Origin of the sequence: Thalassobacterium maritimum (genome assembly GCF_031127805.1) — a bacterium.
Classification (GTDB): domain Bacteria; phylum Verrucomicrobiota; class Verrucomicrobiia; order Opitutales; family Coraliomargaritaceae; genus Thalassobacterium; species Thalassobacterium maritimum.
Genome location: NZ_JARXHW010000001.1, coordinates 168,178 through 195,066, shown reverse-complemented (window position 1 = coordinate 195,066; position 26,889 = coordinate 168,178). Strand labels below are relative to the sequence as shown.

Annotated in this window: 20 protein-coding genes; 11 read left to right on the top strand and 9 right to left on the bottom strand. The window is 53.3% G+C overall.

What is annotated here, in order from left to right; genetic code table 11:
- Positions 1-174 precede the first annotated feature (174 nt).
- Together QEH52_RS00805 and QEH52_RS00800 are read left to right on the top strand one after the other, a co-directional pair.
- Positions 175-1,494, top strand: coding sequence for a thymidine phosphorylase (locus QEH52_RS00805; RefSeq protein ID WP_425609273.1), 1,320 nt, complete (start codon positions 175-177; stop codon positions 1,492-1,494).
- A gap of 72 nt (positions 1,495-1,566) precedes the next feature.
- Positions 1,567-2,250, top strand: coding sequence for a hypothetical protein (locus tag QEH52_RS00800; protein WP_308948018.1), 684 nt, complete (start codon positions 1,567-1,569; stop codon positions 2,248-2,250).
- A gap of 80 nt (positions 2,251-2,330) precedes the next feature.
- Here QEH52_RS00800 and QEH52_RS00795 read toward each other — a convergent pair whose 3' ends face one another.
- The 5 genes from QEH52_RS00795 to gluQRS all read right to left on the bottom strand — a co-directional run bounded on the left by QEH52_RS00795 (position 2,331) and on the right by gluQRS (position 9,453).
- Positions 2,331-3,332, bottom strand: coding sequence for a HupE/UreJ family protein (locus QEH52_RS00795; protein WP_308948016.1), 1,002 nt, complete (start codon positions 3,330-3,332; stop codon positions 2,331-2,333).
- Positions 3,329-4,162 carry a peptidylprolyl isomerase gene (locus tag QEH52_RS00790; protein WP_308948015.1) on the bottom strand — a complete coding sequence of 278 codons (834 nt, stop codon included), beginning with the start codon at positions 4,160-4,162 and terminating at the stop codon, positions 3,329-3,331. The genes QEH52_RS00795 and QEH52_RS00790 overlap by 4 nt, the downstream gene beginning before the upstream one ends.
- 60 nt (positions 4,163-4,222) lie before the next feature.
- Positions 4,223-7,687, bottom strand: coding sequence for a LamG-like jellyroll fold domain-containing protein (locus QEH52_RS00785; protein ID WP_308948013.1), 3,465 nt, complete (start codon positions 7,685-7,687; stop codon positions 4,223-4,225).
- 499 nt (positions 7,688-8,186) lie between these two features.
- Positions 8,187-8,615 (bottom strand): mechanosensitive ion channel family protein, encoded by a 429-nt coding sequence (locus tag QEH52_RS00780; RefSeq protein WP_308948012.1) that lies wholly within the window; start codon positions 8,613-8,615, stop codon positions 8,187-8,189.
- Entirely contained in the window at positions 8,581-9,453 is an 873-nt protein-coding gene (gluQRS, locus tag QEH52_RS00775) for a tRNA glutamyl-Q(34) synthetase GluQRS (protein WP_308948011.1), read from the bottom strand. The genes QEH52_RS00780 and gluQRS overlap by 35 nt, the downstream gene beginning before the upstream one ends.
- A 255-nt stretch (positions 9,454-9,708) precedes the next feature.
- On the opposite strand from gluQRS, the gene QEH52_RS00770 reads away from it, so the two are divergent.
- The 4 genes from QEH52_RS00770 to QEH52_RS00755 all read left to right on the top strand — a co-directional run bounded on the left by QEH52_RS00770 (position 9,709) and on the right by QEH52_RS00755 (position 17,645).
- Complete coding sequence (locus tag QEH52_RS00770) at positions 9,709-13,317, top strand: translocation/assembly module TamB domain-containing protein (RefSeq protein ID WP_308948008.1); 3,609 nt, start codon at positions 9,709-9,711, stop codon at positions 13,315-13,317.
- A 50-nt stretch (positions 13,318-13,367) separates the two neighbouring features.
- Positions 13,368-15,392 (top strand): BamA/OMP85 family outer membrane protein, encoded by a 2,025-nt coding sequence (locus QEH52_RS00765; RefSeq protein ID WP_308948006.1) that lies wholly within the window; start codon positions 13,368-13,370, stop codon positions 15,390-15,392.
- A 285-nt stretch (positions 15,393-15,677) separates the two neighbouring features.
- A complete protein-coding gene (locus QEH52_RS00760; protein ID WP_308948005.1) occupies positions 15,678-16,892 on the top strand; it encodes a DEAD/DEAH box helicase in 1,215 nt (404 codons plus the stop codon).
- Between the two features lie 6 nt (positions 16,893-16,898).
- Complete coding sequence (locus QEH52_RS00755; RefSeq protein WP_308948004.1) at positions 16,899-17,645, top strand: RsmE family RNA methyltransferase; 747 nt, start codon at positions 16,899-16,901, stop codon at positions 17,643-17,645.
- Between the two features lie 31 nt (positions 17,646-17,676).
- On the opposite strand, the gene QEH52_RS00750 is transcribed toward QEH52_RS00755, so the two are convergent.
- The gene (locus QEH52_RS00750; RefSeq protein ID WP_308948003.1) at positions 17,677-18,543 is read right to left on the bottom strand and encodes a TraB/GumN family protein; all 867 of its coding nucleotides are present in this window, start codon (positions 18,541-18,543) and stop codon (positions 17,677-17,679) included.
- Positions 18,544-18,597: 54 nt separating this feature from the next.
- Positions 18,598-19,818, bottom strand: coding sequence for a hypothetical protein (locus QEH52_RS00745; RefSeq protein WP_308948002.1), 1,221 nt, complete (start codon positions 19,816-19,818; stop codon positions 18,598-18,600).
- Between the two features lie 263 nt (positions 19,819-20,081).
- Here QEH52_RS00745 and QEH52_RS00740 point away from each other — a divergent pair, with 263 nt between their 5' ends.
- A complete protein-coding gene (locus tag QEH52_RS00740) occupies positions 20,082-21,218 on the top strand; it encodes a J domain-containing protein (protein ID WP_308948001.1) in 1,137 nt (378 codons plus the stop codon).
- A gap of 146 nt (positions 21,219-21,364) precedes the next feature.
- On the opposite strand, the gene QEH52_RS00735 is transcribed toward QEH52_RS00740, so the two are convergent.
- Positions 21,365-22,390: a glutamine synthetase beta-grasp domain-containing protein gene (locus tag QEH52_RS00735; protein WP_308948000.1), complete on the bottom strand. Its 1,026-nt coding sequence runs from the start codon at positions 22,388-22,390 to the stop codon at positions 21,365-21,367.
- A 212-nt stretch (positions 22,391-22,602) separates the two neighbouring features.
- Here QEH52_RS00735 and QEH52_RS00730 point away from each other — a divergent pair, with 212 nt between their 5' ends.
- Positions 22,603-23,052 (top strand): protein kinase family protein, encoded by a 450-nt coding sequence (locus tag QEH52_RS00730; RefSeq protein ID WP_308947999.1) that lies wholly within the window; start codon positions 22,603-22,605, stop codon positions 23,050-23,052.
- A 1-nt stretch (position 23,053) separates the two neighbouring features.
- The gene (locus tag QEH52_RS00725; RefSeq protein WP_308947998.1) at positions 23,054-23,896 is read left to right on the top strand and encodes a PP2C family protein-serine/threonine phosphatase; all 843 of its coding nucleotides are present in this window, start codon (positions 23,054-23,056) and stop codon (positions 23,894-23,896) included.
- Positions 23,897-23,964: 68 nt separating this feature from the next.
- Here QEH52_RS00725 and argS read toward each other — a convergent pair whose 3' ends face one another.
- Positions 23,965-25,743 (bottom strand): arginine--tRNA ligase, encoded by a 1,779-nt coding sequence (argS, locus tag QEH52_RS00720; RefSeq protein ID WP_308947997.1) that lies wholly within the window; start codon positions 25,741-25,743, stop codon positions 23,965-23,967.
- Positions 25,744-25,990: 247 nt separating this feature from the next.
- On the opposite strand from argS, the gene QEH52_RS00715 reads away from it, so the two are divergent.
- Positions 25,991-26,395 carry a diacylglycerol kinase gene (locus tag QEH52_RS00715; RefSeq protein WP_308947995.1) on the top strand — a complete coding sequence of 135 codons (405 nt, stop codon included), beginning with the start codon at positions 25,991-25,993 and terminating at the stop codon, positions 26,393-26,395.
- Between the two features lie 3 nt (positions 26,396-26,398).
- Positions 26,399-26,857 carry a tRNA (cytidine(34)-2'-O)-methyltransferase gene (locus QEH52_RS00710; protein ID WP_308947993.1) on the top strand — a complete coding sequence of 153 codons (459 nt, stop codon included), beginning with the start codon at positions 26,399-26,401 and terminating at the stop codon, positions 26,855-26,857.
- Positions 26,858-26,889: the final 32 nt, after the last annotated feature.

Genomic DNA, 26,889 nt, shown 5'->3' with positions numbered 1-26,889 from the left:
GGAAATGAAGCATAAATTTCGTTAATTCTCGTGAAGTAAAAATAAGCAATCGACCTAAATGAAAAACAGGTCGCTTCGAAGCTCTGTTTCGGGGGATTTAAAGTTTTAGCGCATTCTCATTTTCAGCGCTGGCTCGACAAGAGAGTCTGCGTGCACACACTGGCGTGCATGAAGATGCTTCCTCAAGAGATCATAGCCCGCAAACGCGATGGTTTAGCCTTAACTCGTGCTCAAGTGGAGGCATTTGTGACAGGCGTTGTTTCTGGAGACTTTAAAGATTACCAGTCCAGCGCCTTGTTGATGGCCATTGTGCTTAAAGGCATGAGTCCCGAAGAGACTGGCTGGTTGACCGAAGCGATGATGCGTTCGGGGCGTATCGTAGAGCTGCCGGAAATCACCCGCCCCAAAGTGGATAAGCATTCTACAGGCGGAGTAGGTGACAAAGTTTCGCTCATTCTCGCCCCACTGGTGGCTGCATGTGGGCTGTGCGTGCCTATGATGAGTGGGCGTGGTCTCGGGCATACCGGCGGCACTTTGGATAAGCTCGAAGCCATTCCCGGCTTTCGCACCGAACTTAGCGATGCCGCCTACCGCCAGCAACTACAGGACATCCATCAAGCTATGATTGGGCAGTCTGCTGATATGGTGCCAGCCGATCGCAAGCTCTATGCCTTGCGGGATGTGACCGCCACCGTCGAGAGTATTCCCCTCATTTGCAGCAGTATCCTGGGGAAGAAACTAGCCGAGGGCATCGACGCACTGGTGCTCGATGTCAAATTCGGACACGGCGCCTTTATGCCCAACGAAGCGAGCGGGCGCGAGCTGGCAGAGGCCTTGGTCGCGATCAGTGCCAGTATGGGCAAGCCGACTTCTGCTTTGCTGACACGCATGGAGCAGCCGCTTGGTCGAATGATCGGCAACTCCTTGGAAGTGATCGAAGCGATTGATTGCTTACGCGGGGAAGGGCCAGAAGATTTGATGGAAGTTACCTATGCTCTGTGCGCTGAAATGTTGATGCTTGGTGGGATTCACTCCACAGTTGATGATGCGATGGCTGCATTGAAAGCGGCGATCCAGAGCGGAGCAGCGTTGGCGGGCTTTCGCGAACTCATCGCAGCCCAAGGCGGCGATCCCCGTGTAATCGATGATTATAAGCGCTTACCTCTCTGTGAGTCTTGCTGCGAGGTCGGGGTCGAAAGCACAGAAACGATGTATGTCAGTGGCTTGGATGCTCGCAGCTTTGGTGAGGCCGCATGTTTACTCGGGGCCGGACGCGTGTCGACAGATTCTGTGATCGATCCCGCCGTAGGCTTGGAGTTATTGAAAAAGGTCGGAGATCGTGTTCAGCCCGGCGAACCGATTGTGCGCATTCATTATCGCGATGAAGAATCTTGCGCTGCAGCGGAAGCGCGTCTACAGACCGCCATTCACCTTGCTTCTGCGGCCCCATCCGTTGGGCCCTTAGTGGTCGATCGTATAAGTCACAAATCGTAGTCTGTAGGCGTACCTTCAAGCTTGATTATATAGAGTTTATAGTAAAGCTAATGGGGGTAATTTGTAATCCTTATGAGCATGGTAATTCGCAGTTCTTTCGTAGCGCTTTTCTTTCTAGTGCTGTCTACAAAGTATGTTGTAGCTAGCATTCAAGTGTTCCCTACCGAGTATCAGAGTAATTGGACGCCTGGTGGTAATTCTTGGTATGTGGATAATGGCTATAGCGGATCTACTGTGGGTGGTTTGTCCGGGGGTGTCGGCGAGCTTATTGATGGAGTCAAAGGCACTTCAATTACTTCTGGTTATTCGCAGTGGGCGCCATATTCTTTAATCGACGTTGGCGGGGGATCTGCAGAGATCACTTACATCTATCATTTTGATCAAAGATATGCCTGGGAATCGATTGTGCAGTATCAATATATATATCATAATGCGGCAGTCAATCAGCCTACTAGTTTTGAGGTTTCCTTTAGCATTGATGGGGGGATTACTTATCATTCCAGCGTAATTCGATCTATGAGTGACGCAGAAAATAGCCTCATTCGCGGCACGGCAGAGTATAGTTTACTCGGAGCTGCGACAGGCTATCATGCGGATGCCATTCGCATCGTATTAAATCAACCTAGACGCTGGTCTGCTACGGACGAAGTTGAATTTGTCGCGTTGTCTGTCGTGCCAGAGCCGTGTTCATTTGCGATGCTGGCGGGCGTGTTTAGCATTACTTGCGCCGCGTTTTTTCGGCGCAGAGGTTTATAGACTGGCCTAGAGGAAAAGATGTAGGCTAGGTGTGGACAAATTGGCGGAGGTCAGATCGCGATTCGGCTCTACAGTGCCTTTCACGTCATCGGGTATTCACCCAACAAGCGTTCTAGGAACCAAAGCATCGCAATAATTCCGAGCGCGTAGGGGAGCAGCGGTCGTAAGTAACGTAGGCGCTTGAGACCGAGAGCAACTAGGGCTGAAGCCAGCAACAGCCATATTAGCAGAAACAGGATCTGCCCGAGCTCGACGCCGATATTAAAGGAGAGTAAAGCGAGTAAGATGGAATCGTTTTCCAGGCCCAGTTCCATCAGCGCACTGGCAAAGCCGAGCCCGTGGATAAGCCCGAATCCAAATGAAATCGCCCAGGGCCAACGACTCGCCCATGTGATTTGGCCTTTGTGGGCGAGTAATATTTCCTTAGCTAGAAATACGATGCTCAATGCGATCAAGGTTTCAACCAGTGCCGGAGGCATTCGTATGAGACCCAGCACTGCGAGTCCTAGAGTTAAACTATGTGCCAGTGTGAAGGCGCTTACCGTTAGCAAGACACGCCGCCATCCTCGCACCAACATCGCCAGGCCTGCCACGAATAGCAGGTGATCATAGCCTTCCAGAATGTGCTCCAGCCCTAATTCTGTATAGCGATGCATGGTTTCAAGTGCGGAACCAGACCCTGCGGAAAGCGCGCTGAGTTCGATGATGATCTCCGTCTCGCTGGCTTTAAAGAATTTTTGTGAACGTGTGCCATTGAGCCAGATCGCACTTGCGAGCACGCCATTGCGCGGCCATGGCAATACGATGGTGTCGTTGTTTGCGAGAGCACGTCCGTTTGTGTTGAAGCGTAAGCGTTGCGGCCCTGCATGCTGGAGTGGTGTTTCGACGTAGCTGTAGCCCTTGGGGAGAATCGGTATACTGTAGCGATCCATTTCACCCGAAGGAACATCGTAACGAATTTCATAAGTCGACGGGCCGATCTCCTGTATCTGAAAGCGAGCGACTGCGAGTTGGTGCGAGAGCGCCTGAGTTGTGGTCAGTAAGAGCAGCAAGAGCCCGAAAAGAGTGGGGCGGGCTTTCATGGTAACACGCTTAGATAGTTATCTGGCACGTCCAGCTGATATGCTTCGGCGATGTTGGCAAGGATCTGTTCCATCTTTAGATCGATTTGCTCACTGATCCAGTGACTCTTCAGCGTGCTTCGGATTTGTTCGAATGGCTTTTCGCCAGTGCTGTTTTTATGGAGGATACGTATAAAATGGGTGCCGTATTTGCTCTGGATCGGGCCCGACCATACGCCCGGTTCGCTTGCCATGATTTGTTCGGCTGCTGCTACTCCCATGTTTGTTTTAAGGTGCGGCAGATAAGTCAATGGAATCGGATTCGCCAAACGAATGCGTTGGCCAAAGTTCTTCTGAGGCACACCAGAATTGAGACGTGCTTGAATGTCGTCTGGAATTTTCGCGACCTCCGGCGGCCATGAGACATGCTCGAAGGCAACGCTCGGCTGAGACTTATAACGCGCGGCGTTTGTCGCTAAAAAGTTGCGCAAGTCTTCCTCGGTTGGTTCGGAGATAACTGGCTCAAGTTGACGGCGCATCTCACGAATAAGGAGTCCTCTTAAGTTTTGATTGCGGTGGATTTCATACTTCAGCGCTTCTTGGTAGAGCAGTTCGTCTCGGGCATATTCTGCGACGAGTTCGTCGACATCGGCGGTGCCTTTTGTTACACGCGGATCGCTTTCGTAAGTCGCTACGAGTTCGGCGACGTGTGCGGCATCGACTCGAATGATGGGGCGTTCGTCTTGGGGGCGTAATCCTAGTAGCCATGCTATGCATAAGGCGGCAACGAGGAAGTGTAGCATAGGCTCGCGACTGACTTTGCTCAAAATAGATGAATGTTTTTCGGACATACTATAGAAACAAATGTGGCCTGCATGCACCGCATACAGGCCACAGAGTGTTGAGACGAATTAGTTGTTGGAAAGATCGATTCGGTAGAACTCCTTGCCTGGCTGAATGGGCATCGACCAGATCACTGGGTCACCTTCGCTGGTCCATTCAATCAGGTCGGGGCTCTTTTGCATTTGCAACTGAACATCGACTGTTGATCCGTCCGTTTGGATCATGATGTCTGCAGGGTTGAGATCGAGGATCATGTCGTTGGTATATAGTCCGAATAGCGTCGGGTTGTTCTGGACCAGGTCGACAATGGATCGGTCACTAGCAAGCGGGTTGCTGCCAATGGTGAGCTCATCGAGGTCGTTAAGCCCATCGCCATCACTGTCTGCCATATCGGAGTGTGTGCCGAGTAGTATGAACTCTTGATAGTTGTTTAGGCCGTCTGAGTCGTTGTCGAAATCGGCATCGTAGTAATCGAGCACTCCGTCTTCATCCAAGTCTTGGGCGCCGAGTGGGAGGTTCACATCGAAGTTCTGATCCGCTGCGGTCAGGTAATTGTCGTAGAGTGGGGAGTAAGAAGACAGCTTGACCGTCTCACCATCTGGTTGGAATTCCAAGATACGCATATAAGCTTCGCCGCCTAGATTACGCATTTGGTAGTTTACCAGCATTTGATGGACTTCGGAACCTGCAAGATTGTTGTCGACGCGGTAGCCTGTTCCATCGCCAAGCACGTGACCGTTGAAGACCCAGGCGAAGTTGTATTCTTTGATGAATTTGTCCCAGATTTCCTGACCATCGTTTACGCCACCGGGTGTGCTGTAGTAGTGAGGGTTGTAGCTTTGGGGGTTACTCGTGTCGGTGATGTCGTAACGCAGGTCGTTGTTGTTGACGAATGCGTGTGTGATTAAAATACCTTTACGATTGGGGTATAAATCATAGATCGAACGTGCCCATTCTAGAGTGCTGTCGCGTGGCCCCCATTCCAGTGCAAAGATAATCCACTCCACACCACCCGCTTCAAATAGGTGATAGGTGTTGTCCATTTTATCTTGTTCCATCGCGCCGCCAAAGGTGGTCCACTCGTTATAGTCGCTTTGCACAAAATAGCTATTCATATAAGTGTCGCGTGTGGCAGCATTACCGCTTGGGCCATAGTCGTGGTTGCCAGTGACGATGGCATAAGGCACGACGCCATCGAGCATGCCCATGGATTCGCGGGCAGATTCCCATTCTGGAATTGAGTTATTATTCACGATGTCGCCCAGGTGCAGCACGTAGCGTATGTTGCGTGTGCGTGCATGTTGGCGAATCCAACTGGTCTGGGCGCTGAAGACTCCCGGATAGTTTTGACTATAGACTTGAGTGTCGGGTAGTAGCACTAAGGTCCAAGCGCCATTGGCGATTTCGCTGTTACCAGGCTGTGGTGTGATCTCCAGTGCGGGTGCTGTGACGTCGCGAACGTCCTTACAATGCTGATACAGATTGTCGAAAAATGGTTCGTTAAAAACGGCTAGCGATTCCGGCGCGATATCGATGTCATTTCTGAGGATTTTATCATTTCCCATCGCAGCCAAAAGGATGCGGCCTTGACCGTAAGCGCCTTCCATCAAGGCGGGGTAGCGCGCGTCGGCATCTCCTGCTAGGATGACTTCGAAACCAAAGAAGGTGTAGAAGCTTTCCCAAACAACATTGTCCTCGTAGGAGCCGCCGATGCCGTTGACGAATTCAACGTTGGCGGGGTTGCCTGATACCGGGACGTTGGACATCAACGGGTGATCCGGAGATAAAACACGGGCCTGCGCGAAGTCGTCGTCCACGCGGCTAGCGTTTTGTGTGGTGGGGAAAAACGGTGGCACGGGTTCCGTTTGGTCGGCTTGCGCCATTTGCACTAATAGGCCGCCGCGATCGACGAAGTTATATAGATCGTCGGCATACTGTGACATGTAGGAAGCGTAATCTTCGTTCTCCGAAATGAAAGAGCCGAAGAAAATCAAATCTACGTCCTCGCTTGGATTCACCGTGTCGTCGTAAGGCGCTTGATCGAGCGGTAGTATTTTGACGTGGAAACCTGCGCGACGTAGGAGCTCTGCGGCTCCGGTTCGCCCGCTATAAGGGTCGGCATCTTCCCAGACATATGCGGTCAAGCCTTCGGGATTTTCGGTATTCGGGCCAGCACCTGGATCTGGTGTTAGTTCCGCTGTGGCGGGTATCTGTGGATCAGGTGTGGCGAGGGCGCTCGGATCACGTCCGATGACTTCCATGAGGTTGAGAGCTCCGTAGGTTGTCGAGTCCGCATTGATTCCGATGTGCACTTCAATTTCGCCGTTAGCGTTGGGCTGAACTCCGTTGATTGAAGCGACGTTGTTTACGTTGCCAACTGCTTGCAGGGAAACCGACGTGGCTTCTAGGCCGGTGGCGGTGTAGTCGGTGATGAAGCTCTGTGGAGCAAGACGATTGGTGGTCGCAAGGAATTTGAAATCGTAAACCGTCGCGCCTGATGCATCGAGGCCCGAAATCAACAAGCTTGCGCTTTCATCTGAGCCTTTTTGCAGATAATAAAAATCACCGGTCGCTTCAGGCACATAGATCGCTTCTGCGCCATTGGTGTTTGTACTGGCTCTGAAGAATCCGTCAGTCATGGCAATTTCCACGCCGCTTGCGAGGGTACCGCTGCGATTGGTTACTGTGGTCAGTGTATCGCTAGTGGGTGCGGTTCCCGAGGCGGCGGCGAAGTTATTCCAGTGGTGACCATTCGTGTCAGGGTTCGACGCGATTTCATTCGATAAACCGAAGTCGACTAGAAATCGAATAGGATTCATCGCTTGGATTTGCGCCTGTGTCAGGGCTTCGTCATAGATACGAACATCGTCGATCATGCCTCGGAAATGAGGCGTGCCATCCATATCGCCTCCGATACGTGCCTGTGTCCAATTAAACGGATAACTGTCATCTAGTAGTTCAATGCTGTTTGTTCCCGCGACGGCGCCGTCCACGTAAAGTGTGACCACATCGGTGCTTCGATCATAGACCGCTGCTAGGTGGTGCCATGAGGCCCAGGTACCAGCGGTTTCGACTGCGTTGTCACTATAGCTGTTTACCTGATCCAAGTTGCCGCCAGGTTGCGAAGTTTCGGAGTAGGTGACGAACTTACCGTCGGGCATAATTCCTAGACTGGCAATCGGGCTGTCGCCGTTTTGACCGAGCTCCAGAATGTAGCTGTAATTGCTAACTTGTGCTGCGGTTTGCTTCACCCATGCCATCAGGGTGATGGATGCATTTGCTGGGAAGTGAGGGATGGGCGTGGTGGCTTCCAAGTCTAGGTAAGACGCATCTTCAGGACTGAATACGAGGCCTCGTTCGTTATCTGTGACGATTGAGCCCGTGCCGCCTGAGAGCGACGCATGATGATCGTTTCCCGAGGCGTCGTTGTAATTATCGTCAAAGGTATAGTGGGCCACCAGCGCTGCTTCGGCACTGCTCCCGAGGCAGATCGCGGAACTGATTATGAAAGAGGGAATGAGCGGAAACTTCATAGAATGGAAAGCATCAATGTATTTGAAAACGATTAGGCGAAAGTGTGATTAAGAACCGGCTGGCGATGCGGGAAGATCCCGCGACTGATCAATATTAATCGGATGGCCATAGCCGTGAACTTCGCCGTGAATCAGCAATCCATGCTGGGCACGCAATAAGGAAACCAGTGCGTCAAGTAATCTTAACAGTGCTGATACATGGGCTTAACAAATCCAGTCTGTTCGACATACGGTAGTGCTGCCTATGCGTTATGTATTCAAAACATGACTACGAAGGATCGCTGAGGACGATGGTGGTCGCGCTTCTCGGCCGGAATCTTATCTGGTAGGTGCACCCACGCGTTAGGTGATTTGCTCGAGCCGAAGCCGACAAGCCCGACGCAGAGTGAGTAGCCAGGGGGACTTTGTTCCCTAGCTACTGCTCTCGGAGTTCTCAATGCTTAGATTTACCTCTAGATAGAAAATAGTGGCACCGCCTCGATTAAACTCTTTCTGAGGTTCAAGCCTCCTCGGTCTGTGAGGGGATCAGGTGCACATCGCGCTGTGGGAAGGGGATGTTGATCTTTGCATCTTTTAATGCACGGAAGACGGCTAGGTTGATTTGGTAGCGGGTTTGGTGGTAGGTTTGGGTGGGCACCCAGACGCGGTAGCCGATGTTGATCGCGGAGTCGCCGAAGTCTTCGATCCCGACGTCGGGCTCGCGCTCGGGCGCGATGCCTTCTACTTTTTTGACGGCTGTGGCGATGCATTGGATCGCTTGTTCGGGATCGGCGCTGTAATCGATGCCCACGACGGCTTCGACTACTTTGAACTCGTAGGAGTTGGTGAAAATTTCGCCTAATACCTTGCGGTTGGGTATGGTGATGCGTTCTTCGTCTTCGTTGATTAACTGTTTAGATGGAGTCTTCGAGTCCCGACCACCAGTCATCGGAGGTGCGCAGGTTTGCGGGTTGATGTCCGGCGGCTTTTAATTCGCGCAGTGTGAGGGAGCGGTTGCGCTTGGCGAGTCTTTGTCCGGTGGTATCGCAGAGCAGGGGAGTGTGGTAGAACTCGGGGGCTTTTAGGCCGAGGGCCTGGTAGAGCAGCAGCTGTCGGGCGGTGGAGATGAGTAGGTCTTCGCCACGCACGACTTCGCTGATTTGCATGGCGGCATCGTCGACCACCACTGCGAGCTCATAGGCGGGCACGCCGTCTTTTCGCCAGACGAGGAAGTCGCCGAAGTCGCGCAAGCAGGTAAAGGCGCAGGGGCCTAGGCGGCCATCGTCGAATTCGATGCATCGTTCGTCGGGCACGCGAAAGCGCCAATTGGTGTCGCCGGGGCTGTCGGCCGCCTGACCGGTGCCGAGTGGTGGGCGCCAGCTTTCGGGGTAGATGGGCTCGCTGGCCTCTTCTTCGGGGTGGGGGGCTTGTGCGGCGCGGGCGACATCTTTGCGTGATTTATCGCAGGGGTAAATGTAGCCGGCGTCTTTTAAGCGCGCCCATGCTTGCAGGAACAATGCGTGGCGCTCGCTCTGGCGGTAGGGGCCGCTGGGGCCGCCCACATCGGGGCCTTCGTCCCAGTCGCAGCCAAACCAGCGCAGGTCTTCGATGGCTCCTTGGGAGAATTCTGGTTTGCAGCGTTGTGGATCCAGATTCTCATCGCGGAAGATGAGTTGACCGCGGGCTTCTCTGGCGCGTTCCATTGCGATCCAAAAGGTGCGTGCATGGCCCAAGTGCAGATAGCCAGTCGGTGTGGGTGCAATGCGTCCTCGGTAGGTCGAACTCATGAGGCAAATGCTAGCGCGGGATGTGTTGTGTTCACAAGCTTAGTGTGTGGGTGGATGTCGTTTTTTTAGGCATTGAGTTAATTTGACCGAACTTAAAATCCGGTGAAACAAGTTGAGCTATTATGCGCTCTGTTTAGTCTTTGGGTCTTTGTGAGGAAATTTCGCTACATACGCATACTGGTTCGGCTGTTGGTTTATGGTTTGGTTGGTCTCTGCGCTTTATGGGTCACCAGTATTTGGTGGCTCCCTCGCGCTATGCCCACCTTGCTGCGTTGGGGGGATGTGGAGGTGCGCTCGGTGCAGCGTTTGGAGTCGGGGCGGCTGTTATTTACGGAGCTGGGCTATGCTAGGGATTCGTTTCGCTGCTCGCTGGGGCGCTTGGAGGTGCCTTCGCTGCAGCAATATTTGTGGGAACGCTTGGGCGGAGATTTTTCGTCTGCCTCTTTGTTGGAGGTGGATACTTTGCGGGTTGAGTTGAGCGAGGGCTCATCCGCGGAGCCGGCCGAGTCGGAGCCGGTGGATGTGGTTTCCGCGGTGCGGCAAGCGCGTGAGGCCTTGCGGACCTATGGGCAATGGCTGCCTCCGCTGAAGTTGAATGATTTACAGGTCCACGCGTCGAATGGAGCCGCGATATTCGAGCTGCCTAGGTTGACGTTGAGCGATTGGCAACTGGCCGCGGTCGTTGATTCGGTGCGCTTGCCAGACTTGCTGGATCGGGTGGAGCTGCGGGCTACGTTGGAGCCGAACGCGGACTGGTCGGCACTGGTGACGGCTCCCGCTGCGGGACTAGAGTTGGACTTATCACTGGAGCCTCGTTCGGAAGAGTTGGATGTGAGTTTTGAATTTCGTCGCGCAGGGGAGCGAGCCGTGGGCTTGGTTTCGTTTTCGGAGGGGGAGCGGTTGCCCGTGCGGGCAGCACTTAAGTCGGAGCGGTTTGCGATCGATCCTGAATGGTTACCCTCTGCGGTGGCCATGCAATGGCAAGGCGGAGCGCTGACAGGCGTTGATTTTCGTTGGGAAGCCGGGCGATATATGGGCAGGCTACAACTTGAGGGTGTGGTGCAGGCGCAAGATCAGGACTCGATTACAATGACGGGGGGCATGGAGTTTTCGGGTGATTTAGAACGCTTGCGGGTGGAGGTACTGCAAGTGGCTGCGGGCTGGGGGCAGTTGCGTTTACGTCAGCCTTTGGAAATGAATCTGGCAGATGGCAGTGTGGCTGAGCGGGCTGAATTTCATGCCAGTGTCGACTTATCACAGCAGGCCTTCTTGCCTGCAGGCGGCCAGATCGAGGCCAGTCTGAGTGTGGCGCCCTCGTTGAGTGCGGGGCCGAACGTGCTGTTCAATTTAAATGCCAAGGACTTGATTTACGATCGCTATCAGGTGGCACAGGTGGATGTGGAGGGGCGCTGGGAAGGTTCCGTCTTGCGGGTGGATGAGGCCGTGCTGCAGCCCTTGGCGTCGGATGCGGGGGTGGTGGACTTGAGCGGGCAGGTTGACCTGTCCACCTTGTCGCTTGATTTCGAATACAGTGTCGCGCTCGCTTCAGAGTGGCTGAATACGATGGTGGCTCCGCTTGCGTTTTCGGATGGGTTAAAGACCCGTGGGCGGATTGGTGGAGACTGGCAGCGCCCTATGATTGTGGGGGACTTGGAGCCACTCACGGTGGAGTATCCGGGCGTGACGCCCATCAGCTTGTCGGGGAGCTATCAGAGTGAGGGTTGGCAACAATGGACTGTGGCTGGCTCGGCGACAGCCGCGGGTGCGGTGATCGAGGCATCCTTCGTGACTCGGCTTGAGGAGGGACGTGTGTCGCTGGATCTCAGTCGCTTCGTGTGGGTGGACCCCGTGCGTCCGACACTAGAGCTGCAGGCGCCCGCGCATTTTAGCTATCGATATTCCGGGGATGCGGATTTTCCAGAATCGCGATTTATAGCTGAGCGCTTTCACTTGCAGGGGCCAGAGTTAGATATCGAAGCTGGCTGGAATCCGGCCACGGGCTTGGAGCTAGGCTTGCGCAATGTTACATTACAACGCTTGGGGCGTTGGGTGGATCGAGACTTGCCCTCACTCACCATCGAATCGGTGGAGCTGTCCATTTCTGATTTGCGGCCGCATTTGTTGGGGTCCTTGGAGGTGCACTTGGAAACGCGAGCCGTTGGCGAGGAGCTGCCCCTTCGTGTAGATGTCGAGCTTGAGTTGAGCCCCGAAGGTCTCGTCGCGGATACCGTGCAGTTGCAATTTGCGGAGGCTCCCTTGCTACAAGGTTCGATCCGCGCGCCTGTGCGGTTGCAATTTCCAGTGGCGGGTGAAGCATTTTGGACGGTATTAGATCGCGGAGATTTGGCCGCGAGTTTAACCGGGTCCGTGACGCCCAGCTTTGCAAAATGGTTGTCGCAGCATTTCGGTTTGAAGCTCAGTCAGGCGGCGTTGAACATGCAAGTGGGCGGCCGGATGGAGCAGCCTACGGGGGTGCTGGAAGTGTCGATTGCCAGTTTGGAAACATCGTTGGAGAACGTCCCGGAGATTGATCATATTGAAATTGTGGCGCGGGCTGAAGCTGATCGTGTTCAAGTTGAGCAGTTCAAATTTATCGTGAATCAGAGTGAGGTGACGGGGCGCTTGAGCGTGCCGACCGCGGGGCTGATCACTGCACTCACCGGGAGCTTGGAGGCTCGCAAGGCATGGCTCTCGGCAGGAAGCGGGCGAATCGAGCTGAGGGATTGGCAAGCCGAAAACTGGGTGGATTATTTGCCCCCGATCATGCGGCGTAGCGGACGTGTGAGCGGTTCCTTAGACCTGCAGCCCGATTGGAATTTGACAGGGCGTTTATCCTTTCAAGACTTCGCTCTGCGCCCGACAGAATCATTACCTTCGGTGGATTTGATCCGTGGCGAGCTAGAGTTGGCGGAACGTCGCTTTACGGCAAAAGAGGCCTCGGCGCAAGTGGGGGGCAGTCCAGTGAGCTTTACCGGTTGGTTGGATGCAGGCGATCTGGATCGTCCGCTGTGGGAGTTTCACGTGCACGGGCTGAATGTGCCTTTGGTGCGAACCACAGATATGATTTTACGCAGTGATTTGGATGTGCAGGCCAGCCATACCAATCATGACGAGAGCGCGATCGTTCAGGGTAATTTAAACTTACGCTCGAGCACCATGCTGGTGGAATTTGATCCGCTCGCACCGAGCGTGGAAAGTGGACCGCAGTCAAAGCCTCCCTATTTTTCGATTCGTGAGCCGGCGATTGCAGACTGGCGCTTTGATCTTAAAATCGCCGGAGATTCGTTTATGCGGGTGCGCAGTCCCTATTTTCGCACGCAGTTAACGGCCAACTTTGACTTGGGAGGCACTTTTGCAGAACCCTTATTGATCGGGACGGTGCGGACCGTGGATGGAGAGCTACGCTTTCCCGGTGCCAGAATGCGACTCACTAGCGGCGAAGCTTATATCGAGCCAGGCCAACCGAATACGGTGCAGTTAAGTTTCAACGGTATTGCGCAAAAAGCCTCGTACATCATTACGATGGATGTGACGCAGACCCTGGAGGATCCACATGTGCAATTTCAATCCACGCCGACACTCTCGAATGCCTCAATCGTGAGACTGCTGACGACTGGTAGCACTTCTGGCGGCGGTGTCGGTTCGGTCGGGCTCTATTTGGGGCAAGGCTTGCTGGGTGCGGGCGGAATGGATGAACAGTTTTCTGATCGTTTGACGGTCGATGTCGGCGAGGAGACCAGCCGTAGCGGTCGCAATACAGTCGGGGTGCGCTATGAGTTATCGGAAGATGTGTTTCTGGAGGGAGGCTACGATGTGTATGATGCGTATAACCTGGATTTAATTTGGAGTCTATTTAAGCGATGAGGCGGATACTACCGATTGCAATTTTGGCTCTGTTGTGGGGCAGCACTTTAATGGGACAGAGTAATCTCACGGTGTCTGGATTGGGATTTTTTCAAGATCGAAGCATGGATGCCCGCTTGTCATTCTTGAATAATGTCGAGTCAGATGTGGCGATTGATTTGGATGCCGCCATCTTGGAAGACAGTGCATTCTTATTGTTGGAGCAAATGAAGCGAAAGGGCTATCTAGAGCCCACGATCGAGGGGCGGATGCTTGTGGGGGAGACCGAGCGCTCTGTTTATTGGCAGGGAGATTATGCCATTCAACTTGAAGTCGATTTTGTCGCGGAGGCGGTTGAATTTATCATCACACCCGGAGTGTTGTCATACTACGATACAGTTGTGGTCGATGGAGTGCATGCGATCGAAGCGAAACAAGTGGAGCGCTTTTTTATTCCCGGAGGTGTCTTATTTTCCGGCAAGAAAGCACGTGTTTTCACCTACGAGAATTTTGAGCGTCGGCAGGGGCGACTGCTGCGAGCTTTGGATGACTTAGGCTATCGTTCCGCACAAGTAGTGAACCAGCAGATTGACATTGATCCAGTGAGCGGGGCCGTTCAGGTAGAGCTCACGATTGAGCAGGGGCCCTTATATCAAATTGGTGAGTTAGAGATCGTGATTACGCGCGCAGGGAGTGAGGATGAGGTGCGCAAAGAGCCTGCGCAGGGAGTGGTGTTCACCCGCGAATGGGAACAGGCCGAGCGTGCGGCGCTTCGTAACGAAGCTTATCGAGCAGGCTATCCGGATGCGACAGTCAGCAGTGAGATTGTGGCTGATTCCGAAGAGCAAGCAGGTGTGTTGCTGCGCCATTTGCGCTATCGTGTGGACTACGGGCAGGCTGTCACGCTTCAGCAAGTTGAGTTCGATGGTGATGCGGCTACAAAACGTTCTGTTTTGAAGCGACAGGTTGAATTAAAGGCAGGTGAGCCGCTGGATTTAATTGCAGTGAGTGAGGCGCGGCGTCAATTGATGGGCTTAGGGATCTTTCAAGAAGTCGGTCTGCAGTTGGAGCCGACTAGCGGCGATGCCCGCTCGGTGGTGTATGCACTCAGCCCGAGTCAGCGCAAGGAGCTACAGCTGCGAGCAGGTTGGGGTAGTTATGAACAGGCCAGGCTAGGTTTTCGCTGGGAGCACCGCAGCCCCTGGGGGCGCGCGCACCGTTACGAGGTCGAAGTGAAACAGAGCTTTAAATCGACACTCGGCGAGGCCACCTATTCGATTCCCCAGTTTTTAGGGACCGATTTGACGACGTATCTGAATGCTGAATACAATTATCGGGAAGAGCTTTCTTTTGATCGACGTGCCCAAGGGATGGCCGTTGGCACTTCTATGCAATTGTCGGATACGGGGCTGCGCCTGGCGGTCGAGTATGGTTTTTCGCAAGAGAATGCTGATCGTCTGGATCTAGTTAGTTTTGAATCGGAAGAAGACGCTACAGTGGCGAGTGTGACTTTTAAGGCATCGCTGGACCGACGTGATGACTTTTTAGCGCCCAGCTCCGGCTATAGCTTATATGCCAGTTTAGAAACTGCGGGACAATGGCTGGGCGGAAGCGTGAACTTTCAAAAGTTAGAGCTGGGGGGCAGCTATCATAGTTCGTTGAGTGAGAGCATACTGCTCCATGCCGGGCTGCAAGGAGGCACGATTTTTACTACCGGCGCGGCCGAGGATAATATTCCATTTAATGAGCGCTTTTTCTCGGGTGGGGAAAATTCCGTGCGTGGTTACGTCGAAGGTGGTGCTTCCCCCAGGGATTCCGGGGGCGATGAAGTGGGCTCAGAGAGTTATCTCTTGCTTAACCTAGAGTTGGAGCAGCGTATTTACTCTCAGCTTTCGACCGTGTTCTTTTTTGATTCTGTTTTGAATGCCCGCGACGGCTTTTTCGATCGCGAGCGGGAGGTCTTGAGCTCCATCGGCTTTGGACTTCGGTATCAGACTGTGGTGGGGCCCTTGCGCTTGGAGTATGGGCACAATTTGAATCCCAGAGATTCCGATTCGGACGGCGCGCTACATTTTTCGATCGGCTTCCCTTTTTAGCTGTGAGTATTATAAACTGTTGCGAAATGTCGGGGCTTCACTTATGAAGACCGGCGCACCCAGGCTCGGCGCTCAAGCTCGGCGGGCGTCATGAGTGACGCCCCTACGTCTTCTTTCGCCCTTTTTAGGCGCTTACGCTTTCTCCTTGATCTTCAATGAAATGCAGGCAGTGTTTGCGACTTCCTTTCTGAGTAATTACCGTTTTTCGCGTAAATAGCTCGGATTTATATCGGACCCGGATGCGTTATTATGTTGGCCGGGCATTTCACCCACAGCAAAATAATTATGACGTTTCACGAACTTGGACTCGACGAGTCTATCCTTAAATCTATCGACGAATTCGGCTTTACAGAGCCGACACCTATTCAAGCGGGCGCGATCCCACATATTCTCGAAGGGCGCGATGTAATCGGCTCCGCGCAGACAGGCACAGGTAAAACGGCCGCCTATGCGCTGCCGATTCTGCATCGCCTCGGCGGGCACCGCGAAGGCGCCGCACCGCGTTGCTTGATTTTGGGCCCCACACGTGAGCTGGCGGCACAGGTGGAGGACCAGTTTGATTCGTATGGCAAATACTGTGCGCCTAAGTGCTGCCTGATCCACGGTGGTGTGGGCTATGGTAAGCAAATTGATGAGATCAAGGCGGGCGCCGATGTCGTGATCGCGACGCCCGGGCGTTTGCTGGACCACATTCAGCAAAAGAACTTTGACCTCAAGTCCATCGAAGTCTTGGTGCTGGATGAGGTTGATCGTATGCTCGATATGGGCTTTATTGACGATGTGCAGCGCATCATGAAGCTGTGCAATAAGAACCGGCAAACATTACTCTTTTCGGCAACTGTATCGGAGGATATTAAGCGCTTAGTCGCTAAGGGCTTAAAAGATCCCGTTGACGTGACCATTGGTATTAAGCTCACACCTGCAGAGACGGTGAAGCATGTCATTTATCCGGTGGGAGCCATGCAGAAATTTGACCTGCTGATCGCACTGATCGATCAAATGGAAATCGATAGCATGATCATTTTCTGTCGTATGAAGGTGGGCGCCGACCGCATCACACGCTGGTTGCAAGAGCGTGGCTTGAGTTGCGCGGCGATGCACTCGAATCTGCCGCAAAAGGCGCGCACTAAAGCACTACAGCAGTTTAAGGACGGCAAGATTAAGATTTTGATTGCGACGGATATTGCGTCGCGCGGTCTGGATATCGCCAACGTTACCCACGTTATTAATTACGATGTGCCGGAGCATGCCGAAGATTATGTGCACCGCATCGGCCGCACCGGCCGTGCGCAGCGTGAAGGCGATGCAGCGACAATCGTTGCGCCTGATGAGCAAGCCAAGTTGGACGCAATCGAGAAGTTTATTGATATGCAGATTCCGCAGTTGAAGTTGGAAGGCTTTAACTACTTTCATGAGCCAATTATCCGCACTTCAACGGCTGAAAAGCCACGTCGCCGCAAGCGTAATTCAGGCAGCAGCCGTTTTGGTCGTCGTCGGTAGCCATTAATGAATCTCATCCTCTTTGATACTCCCTTCGAAACCAGGCGGCTGGAGGCAGGTGATCCTCGCGGGCAGCACATCTTTAAAGTCCTGCGTGCCCGTGTGGGCACTAAGGTCTTTGTAGGCTTTATCAATGGTCTGCGTGCTCGAGCCGAGGTGACCTTGGTGGAGGCCGATGGTGCGATCAGTTTGCGTGTGATTGGCACGGAAGCCGCGCCGAAGCCCTTGCCGATTCGTCTCTTACTCGGTTTGCCGCGCCCGCATACCGCCAAGCGTATACTCTTTGAGGCCGCGAGTATGGGGGTGCAGGATTTGCACTTCTTTGAGGCCGAACGTGGTGAGCCTTCATACGCGCAAAGCAGTTTATGGACGAGCGATGAATGGAAAGAGCGCTTGCGCCTCGGCACGGAGCAATCTTTCGGCACGCATGTGCCTGAGGTTGGCATGCACACCGATTTGCAGTCCGCGATTTCTTTTTTACAAGGTGAGGGCGCGCACATCGCATTGGATAATTACGAAGCGGCAGGGCCTTTGCCGCAGCAATTATCCCCGGGCTTGCGCAGCGCCGTAATCGCCTTGGGTCCCGAGCGCGGTTGGTCGCCCAATGAGCGTGATACCTTTCGTAAGAACGGTTGGAAGTTAGCTCATTTAGGGGCACATGTGCTGCGCCTGGAGACGGCTTGCACTGTCGCGGTGGGTGCTATTTCCGCTTGCTTGGATTTTTACGATACGCAGACCTGCACAATTCTTTAAGTGCATCTGTTCGAATGCTTAAAGGTAGTATTTAGTCCGCATTTAGCTGCGTGACGGTATAACCCTTGGCTGTTAAGAGTTTAATCAGGCCATCGCTGCCGGCCATGTGGGCGAGGCCGACTAGAACTAATTCGGTGGGCTCGGTTTCTAACATGGCTTCAATTTGTGGTAACCAGCGGGCGTTGCGGTCCTTGAGCATCGTGTTATAGATTTCTGGATACTGTAGCATGTCATCGACAAAGAGTTGTTCAATTGTATCCATATTTCCTATGCGCCAAGCTTCGATCATTTGCTCGAAGAGTTCGTTGATGCGTTCCAAGTCCTTTAGACTGTAGAGCACCATTTCGCTTTCGATGCCCTCGCCCAGACTAGTGATGAGTTGGAGTTGGAACTCCGTCGTTTCAAGCGATGCGATCGGCTTCTGATCCACTTTGGCTTGCTGGGCGTAGTGTAGGTCGACACCCGCTTGTGACACGCCCGCTTGCATGAGTTTCTGCACTGTTAGCATCATGACGGCCATGCCCGGCTTCATGCTTTGGATCATTTCAATCGGCATGTTAGCTTGACGGCATTCTGCGGCTAGGGCGGTGTAGGCTTTATCGTTAAGCACGCTCTTTAGCGTGCGGCCGTCTTTATAGACGCTTTCTGCCATTAGTCGCATGGCAAAGGCTGGATCGTTTAAATTGTCGGGGGAGACTTCGAAGACCAAGCTGTCGGCGGCTTGGTAGGCGATGTCGAATTCATTGGGTAAGGGGTAGTCACTGCTTCGCAAAATATGAGAAGTGCCTCCCAGATAAAGCCTATGCGCGCCTTGGGATACTTTCCAAACAGAGCTTTGGGCAGAGAGGCTGCTACTGACTAGGAGGCAAGCGGCGGCGATGTATGTCAGGGTTTTCATGTAGTTGTGCGATCTTCCGTTTTTTTGGAGCTCGCGATGCGCCACTCTCGTAGGCTAAGCAGCGCCCGTTTGGTTCTTGAAATATTTTTCGTCGGCAAGGCTTTCGATTAGGTGCGAGGTGGTGGGGCTGTCGTCACCGAAGCTCTTGAGCTCGTTTTCGGTTAGCGTGTCACGTTCTGTGAGCGACATAGAGTTGCGTATGATGCGGACTAAGCCGGAGTAGCTCATTTCTGCACATTGTGCTTCTAGATACTCGATGGCGCTTTGGCTAAGCATGCGTGTGACTAGGAAGGGGTGGGCACTGCGTAGGGTGGTGAAGATGGATTGGGCGATTAGGCTGACATCTTCTTTGCGTTCTGCCATGCATGGGATTTCGACAGTCTCGCCCAGTTCTCTAAACTTATTCAGTAGGGCTTTAACTTCTTTTTCTAAATAGCCTTCGGAGTCATCTACGTGGCCTAGAATGAAGCATGGTCTAGGTGCTTGTATCTCGGCTTCGCTCAATTGCTGGAGGTAGTTGTTTAAGCGTTCGATCGTGAGCGCGCCTAATTCGTAGGATAGGCCCAGATAGCAGTAGCCTGTTGGGGTATGGGGGGTAATTTTGCGTTTGATCTCGTTGATTTCAACACGCATGGGGTCGGCAATGTGGAGGGGGCATTGATCGCCATTGGTACGGAAGTTGAGTTCGTGTGCGGTGAGCTCAAAGTCGGCACCATCCTCGCCGCAGAGGAGTATGAATTTGGGGCGCTTGGCCAGTCCCGCGATGGTGACCAGTAGCTCCTGCATCACGCCGCTCTTTGCGGTGAGGTAGCGTGCGAGGGTGATTGGTGTGTTTGCTTGTTGTTTGCCGCTAGACTTGACTTGCGGGCTCTTGGGCGTGTGGGCCTTCTTGCGCGCGCGCTTCTTTTTGGCGTTTAAGCTGTCGACTTCGTGGAGCACTTGTTTGAGGCGCACGCTTGATTTACGGATATCATTGGAAAGTGCGAAGTAGTGCTTTGCGGTCTTAGGGCAGTTGGAGTGAGTTGAGCCTTCAAGGAGTAGTTCGAAGGCGACTAGATTCGTCTTCTTGCTTCCGAAGCGAAGCGCATCGAAAGCCATCAATTGGGGCTCTAATTGCAGGTCATAGAAGACTTTGTCGGCCTTCTTTAGTTTAGGTAGCACCGTGATGAGTGCCTCTAAGTCGCGGTAGAAATGAAATGCTTGCTGTCCGCCTTCGAGCAATTGGGTGAGTTGCTGACAGAGCTTGGGCGCTGTGGTTAGGATGTGGATACTCATCTTTAATGGGGAAAAGGATGGAGCGTTTATGTTAAATGCCTCTTTGTCTAACTTGCAATAGGGATCGAGCAGTTCGTTTTTTTTACGGTAATTTATTAGTTAGTGATCTATACGTTTGTAGCGCGAGTTATTTTCTGTGAGTTGGCCTGTTGACAGTTTTTGAGGCAAACTCGGTGCAATAAGGTTATTTTTCAATTGAAGGAGGATGTGCTGTAGGCAGGCTTCATTTTATGGCATATGGCTCTAACAATCGCGCTACACGAGTGCAGACACGATCTTCGGAATTTACGGTGACTTGCACCGAGCTATTAGTTGTCGATCAGGCTCCCTTTTTGAAGAAAGCACTGTCGACCTGTCGGCGCTTGCGTAAGGAGCTGGACAAAAAGCAGGGCTTATTGGCGCATTTTGAAGATGAGGATCGTGCTGCGTTTCAGCGTTGGTTAAACAGTACACATGGTGCGACTTTGACACAGGTGCGTGAATTGCGGGATGAGGTGTCGGCGTATCAGTTCATCTTGCACCACTTGTCGCACTGCGCATATCACTCCTTTGAGGACGTGCCGAAGCTCTATCAGGAGCTTTTTCAACTCAAAAAGAAAGGCATGCTCTATAGTTATGTGCCGCCGGAGGTGGAAGATTCGGTGGAGAGCGATGATGCTAATGATGAGGGCGACGATGCATGGGGGGATGTATTTGAGGACGAGGAGGATGAAGATTGGACGGATGCGGATCGCATGCGTGATTTCTTTGACCGTGCCTTTGGCGATGGGCGCGCGGGTAGTGGGTATGGTGAGGAGGAATTGCGTGCGGCGAGTGCCCGTAAAGCCGCTAATGATGCGCGTTTGAAATCCTGCTATCGGCAACTGGCGAAACGCTTGCACCCTGATCATTCGGAGCTAGAGGAGTCGGTGCGTGAGAAACGCTGGCATGAGATTCAGGAGGCTTACCACAATAGCGATTTGGAGGGCTTGCTGCGAGTGGAAGCCGTGTGCGACATGGACGAAGAGGGGCTCAGTGTGAAGCTCGGCTTGGCACGTTTGCGTGATCTGGCCGCGTATCAGAAGGCGCATCTATTACCGATCCGGGAAGCTTTGCGAGCGGCGAAGAAGGACATCGCCTTTGGGTTCTCGCAGCGGGGGCCTTCGCCTGAGGTGGAATACGAGATTGCTGGTGGCTTGAAATTTGAACGGATTGACTTGAAAGCTGCCGTGGCTGATTTGGCGCGTGCGGCTAAATCGATTCGTAATGAAGTGGAAGCCGAATTGAAGGCTTCCGAGATTCGGACAGCTAAAGCGGCTTTGCGCCGAGGGCAAAGGCAGGCGCCGCAGGTGAAGACGCCTGCGACATCTGGCAAGAATGCTGAGCGGGCCAAGGATGCTGAGCAGATGACCTTCTTTTGACTCTGAGTTCTCGAAATAAAAAAACGCCACTCCTTGCGGAGTGGCGTTGATGAAGTGTTTGCCTCGGGCGTGTTTTTTTCGCTTTGCAACTCTTTGGCCAAGGTCCTTGGCCTTAGGCGGCGCGGCGCACGTTGAGGCGGTTCGCCTTATTTGTATTCAGCTTCGACTTCAGCGACTGTCTTGGAGACGCGGGAGACGATTTGATAAGGGTCACCTTGTGAGTTTGGACGGCGGTCTTCGAGGTAGCCCTTGTAAGCGTCGTCTTTAACGAAGCTGTGTGGCACGCGGATCGAAGCACCGCGGTCAGCAACACCCCAAGAGAACTTGTCGATGGACTGTGTTTCGTGGAGGCCTGTGAGGCGCATGTGGTTGTCGGGGCCGTAAGCAGCGATGTGCTCGTCCTTATACTCTTCGAACTTGTCCATGAGCTTGAGGAAGTATTCCTTGCCGCCCGTCTCACGCATGTATTCGGTCGAGAAGTTGCAGTGCATGCCGGAGCCGTTCCAGTCACCTGTGTAAGGTTTGCAGTGGTATTCGACGTCCACGCCGTATTTTTCGCAAAGGCGCTGAAGGATGTAGCGAGCGACCCAAACTTGGTCACAGGCTTTGTATGCACCCTTACCGAATACTTGGAATTCCCACTGGCCCTTGGCCACTTCGGCGTTGATACCTTCGTGGTTGATGCCTGCGTCGAGGCAAAGGTCGAGGTGTTCTTCAACAATGCTGCGAGCGATGTCGCCGACTGAAGAGTAGCCTGCGCCACAGTAGTAGTCGCCTTGAGGCGCAGGGAAGCCGTTGTCAGGCCAGCCGAGTGCGCGGCCGTCTTGGATGAGGAAATACTCTTGCTCGAGGCCAACCCAAAGACCTTGGTCTTCTTCAATGGTAGCGCGAGCGTTGGATGGGTGTGGGCTGCCGTCTGGAAGGAGGACTTCACACATGACCAAAAATGCATTTTTGCGAGTGCTGTCGGGGTAAAGGCCGACTGGTTTGAGAATGCAGTCAGAGCTGCTACCTTCGGCTTGTTGTGTCGAGCTGCCGTCGAAGCCCCAGAGTGGGCAGTCTTCGAGAGACCATGTGTCGAGGTCGCCTTCTTTGACGCAGGTCTTGCCGCGGAGATTAGGGACTGGTGTGTAACCATCCAGCCAGAGGTATTCGAGTTTGATTTTAGCCATAGCTATTTTCTGTGTTTTGTCAGGTTGTTGATTGACTGTTGAGTTTCAGCGGGTGGCTGAAAATTGTGTCACCCGAGGAAATTATATTTTAGCAGCTTGCGTGCCAACATTTATTTTTGTTAATCTTTTCACGTTCTAGAAATAGAACCTTGCTAGATTTCTGTTGAAATCTTGCCATTGCACAAGAGAAACCCTGAAATTTATTTAAAATAATGGAAGAAGCAAAAAATACAGCCAGAGCCGTGGTGCATATCGGATATGATGGACGTGTGCACAAAACCTTCAAAGGGCCCCAAGCTCGCGAGCGCTATGAGAACGAGGTGCGTGTGCTTCAGTTTCTTGAAGAGCAGGGCTGTAATTTCGTGCCTAAGATCGTCGAGAAGGAGGATGCGAAGCTTTATTTAGTGACTTCTAATTGCGGGGCACGGGTGGATCGAATGAGTGAGAAGAAGAAGGCACATGTCTTTCACGAATTGGAGCAATACGGGGTCCGGCATGATGATGCAGAAGTGCGTAACATTACTTATAGTGCGCAACTTGGGCGATTTTGCGTGATCGATTTCGAGTTTGCTTCGATCTTGGTGCCTGGTTATCCGCCATCGCCTAAGATGGAGTCGGTCGCAGATCGTAGCCAGTGGAATTTGGGGCAGGAGGAGGCTTAAGATGAGCGAAGAGCAACAAGGGGAACAGAAGGAAGCCAGTGAGATTTGCTGGTCGGGATTGACCGATGTGGGGCGCTTTCGTAAGAACAACGAAGATGCTTTTTTAGCATTGGCACTGAATGGTGAGGGTGTGCGTCGTCTCGGAAAATACGGGGATGCGGGCTTACAGGAGAATGATTACATATTTGCCGTTAGTGATGGCATGGGCGGCGCCAATGCCGGTGAGTTTGCCAGTAAAATCGCTGTAGACAAAATTACTAATCTGTTACCACAGAGTTTTCGTGCGGCGGCGGGGGGGATCTCCGTTGGTTTCCAGGATTTATTGGGGGAATTATTTGATCAAATTCACCATGAATTAACGCATATGGGCTTTTGTTATGAAGAGCTGCGTGGCATGGGCGCGACTCTTAGCCTCTGCTGGGTGCGCCCTGGTTGGGTGTATTTCGCGCATGTGGGTGATAGTCGCATTTATCACCTGCCTGCTGCGGGCGGAATCAAGCAAGTCAGCCATGATCATACTCACGTGGGTTGGCTGCAGCGTGAGGGCAAGTTGAGGGAGATTCAGGCACGGAGTCATCCGGGGCGCAATGCCTTGCAGCAGGTGCTCGGTGGCAAAAATCAAAATTTGAGCCCTCAATTTGGTGCAGTTGGCTATGAGCCGGGCGATGCTTTTTTGATCTGTTCGGATGGATTGGTCGAAGGTCTCTGGGATAGCGGGATGAAGCGCTTGATTCGCAATCCGCCGAAAAATGCTGCCGCGGACGTCGCGCAACGCTTGGTGAGGGAGGCTGTGCAGACCGATGGTAAGGATAATACCACGGCGCTGGTTTTTGAGATGTCTTAATTGCTTAGGGGTGTTTCGCCCCCAGCAATTTATGCATCGTCTGCCATGCCTAGCGCAGCAATGGCTGCTTACATCCGTTCCAATGGCTGAATGCCGAGCAGTTCTAGGCCAGTCTTGAGCACGGTGCGGGTGCGCGCGCACAGGATTAGGCGGCGGGCCTTGACGGCTGCATCGTCGACCATGACCTTGTCGGCGTTGTAGAAGGTGCTGTAGGCACTGGTCAGCTCATACAAATAAGTGCAGAGGAAGTGCGGGCGCAGGTCGTTGATGGTTAATTCCAATGCGGTGACAAAGCCCATCAGCTTGCGGGCAAGGCCCATTTCGGCTTCGGTTTCCAGTTGGCTGGCACCTTCGATTGTGGCTTCTGGATCGACGCCGACCTTGCGGAAGATGCTGTTGATGCGTGCCACTGCGTAGAGTAGGTAGGGCGCGGTGTTGCCCTCAAAGCTGAGCAGGCGGTCCCAACTAAAGACGTAGTCTTGGGTGCGGTTGCTGGAGAGGTCGGCGTATTTCATCGCGCCCACTCCGACAGATTCCGCGATCACGCGGCGCTCATCTTCGGGCAGGTCGGGATTCTTTTCGCTGACCACGTCGTAGGCGCGGCTGCGTGCTTCGTCTAAGAGCTCTTGTAGTTTGATGGACTCGCCGGACTTGGTTTTGAAGGGCTTTTTGTCGGCTCCCAGAATGGTGCCCCAGAATACGTGGCTCATTTCCGGCAGCGCATAGCCCTTGGCCTTGAACCATTTTTCGGTGGTCAGGAAGAGTTGCTGGAAGTGGTCTTGCTGGCGAGCGTCGGTCAGGTAGATGATCTCCTCGGCCTTAAACTCTTCCACCCGGTAGAGCACGGTGGCGAGGTCGGTGGAGGCGTAGTTGGATGCGCCATCGCTTTTGCGGATGTTGAAGGGGTAGGGGCGCTCGTTGTCGCGGGCGAATTTTTTGACCTCATCGTGCCAGACCACCAGGGCACCGTCGCTTTCCTCTGCGAGGCCGATCTCGGTTAATTCATCGTAGATGCGCTCTACTTTGTCGCGGTAGAAGGATTCTCCGAGAGTGATATCCACTTCGACGCCCATTTGCGCGAACAACTTGTCAAAAGCGACTTTGGAGATCTCCACAATCTGCTCCCAGATCGCGGTGTTCTCGGCGTCGCCGTTTTGTAAGAGCACCAATTCATTGCGAGAGACGTCGCGCAGCTCGGGTTGCTCGGTTTCCAGTGCAGAGCCGTCTTTGTAGAGTTGGTCCAGCGTGACTAGGGCGTTGTCGCCGAGTTTGCTGAGGTCGATGTCGTCACGTTTGATCTTCATGATCAGTGTGCCGAAGTTGGTGCCCCAGTCGCCGATGTGATTGTCGCGCACGAGGTCCGCACCGCAGAAATCCAGCAGGCGGCTGATGGCTTGGCCAATCACCATCGGGCGCAGGTGGCCGATGTGGGCCTGCTTGGCTGTGTTGGCGCTGGGGTAGTCGATGATGACCTTGCGTCCGTTTTTTAGTTCCTTGGCGCCGCTCTGGTAGTCGGCCTTGGTGGAAAAGGCCAGTTGCCAGTCCCAGATGAACTTGGGGCTGAGTTTGAAATTGATAAAGCCAGGGCCCGCCAGTGAGAGTTCGACCAGTTCCGGATCAAATTGACCCGAGGCCTGAGCGGCTTCGATCAGTTTTTGTCCCAGTTCGCGTGGGTTGGCTTTGTTGCGCTTGGCAAAGCCGAGCACCCCATTGGCCTGATAGTCGCCAAATTTCGGGTCGGCAGGGCGCACGCCCGGTTCGAAGTCGGCATTGAAACCTTCGGTTTCAGACGCGACTTGGCGCAGGATTTGATCGATAGCGTGAGATGGATTGAACCAGACAGACATGGCGTCACAGAAAAGCCGCCCGCAAGGCGGGGGCAAGCCTATCCTTGTTGATTGCTTTTAAACTTACTAGCGAATCCGATCGAGCATGCCGTGACACCGGCGATCGCCTGCGTTCTACGTACGTGCTTAAAGTTCGTAGCACGACGGCGAGAGTCGTTGTAAGATTGTTAGATTTGCCGCCGAATCGTCACAAAGACTGGATCGACTTTTTGCAGGAACGACACATCGTGCCGTGTTTTTACCGACTATGGACAGCGAACCAATCGATCCTAATATCCATAAAAACTCTGGCTTTACCCGGGTTTTCAAGGCGTTTTCTTATTCTTTGCAGGGCCTGGCTTCCTCGATGAAGCATGAGGCAGCCTTTCGCCAAGAGGTCTTTCTCGCCGTGGTGCTGATTCCAGCTTCTTTCCTGTTGCAGGTGCCGCTGATGCAGCAGCTGATCTTAGTCGCCAGCGTGCTTCTGGTTCTGATTGTTGAGTTGCTGAATTCCGCAGTCGAAGCCGTGGTGGACGACATCTCTTTGCGCAATCGTCCACTGGCCAAGCGGGCTAAAGACATGGGCAGCGCGGCCGTTTTGCTCAGTCTGCTGAATTGTTTCATTTGTTGGGCATCAGTCATTGCTTTGAACTGGGATCGGTATTTCAGTTAAGTAATGCTGCATATCGTCCTCTTTAATCCAGAGATTCCACAAAACACCGGAAACATCGGTCGCCTCTGTGCAATCACAGAAAGTCGGCTGCATTTGATCCATCCACTCGGCTTCACAATTACCGATAAGCATCTCAAACGTAGTGGGATGGACTATTGGAAGTCGCTGGATGTCCATCATCATGAAAACTGGGAGGCGTTCGAAGCCAGTCCCGAGGCGCCCAAACGCCTTTGGCTGCTGACGACTAAGGCCGATCACGCGTATTGGGATGTCGAATTCGCCGACGGCGATGGGCTGGTTTTTGGCAATGAGGGCCACGGCGCGCCTGATTGGTTACATGCGAAGATGGCGGGCCAGCGGCTAACGATCCCGCACAAGAATACAGAAATGCGCTCGCTGAACCTTTCGACATCCGTCGGGATCGTGACTTATGAAGCGCTTAGGCAGTTGCGCTCGTCGTGAGTGGTTTTCCTTTTAAGGGAGGGGCCTTTCCG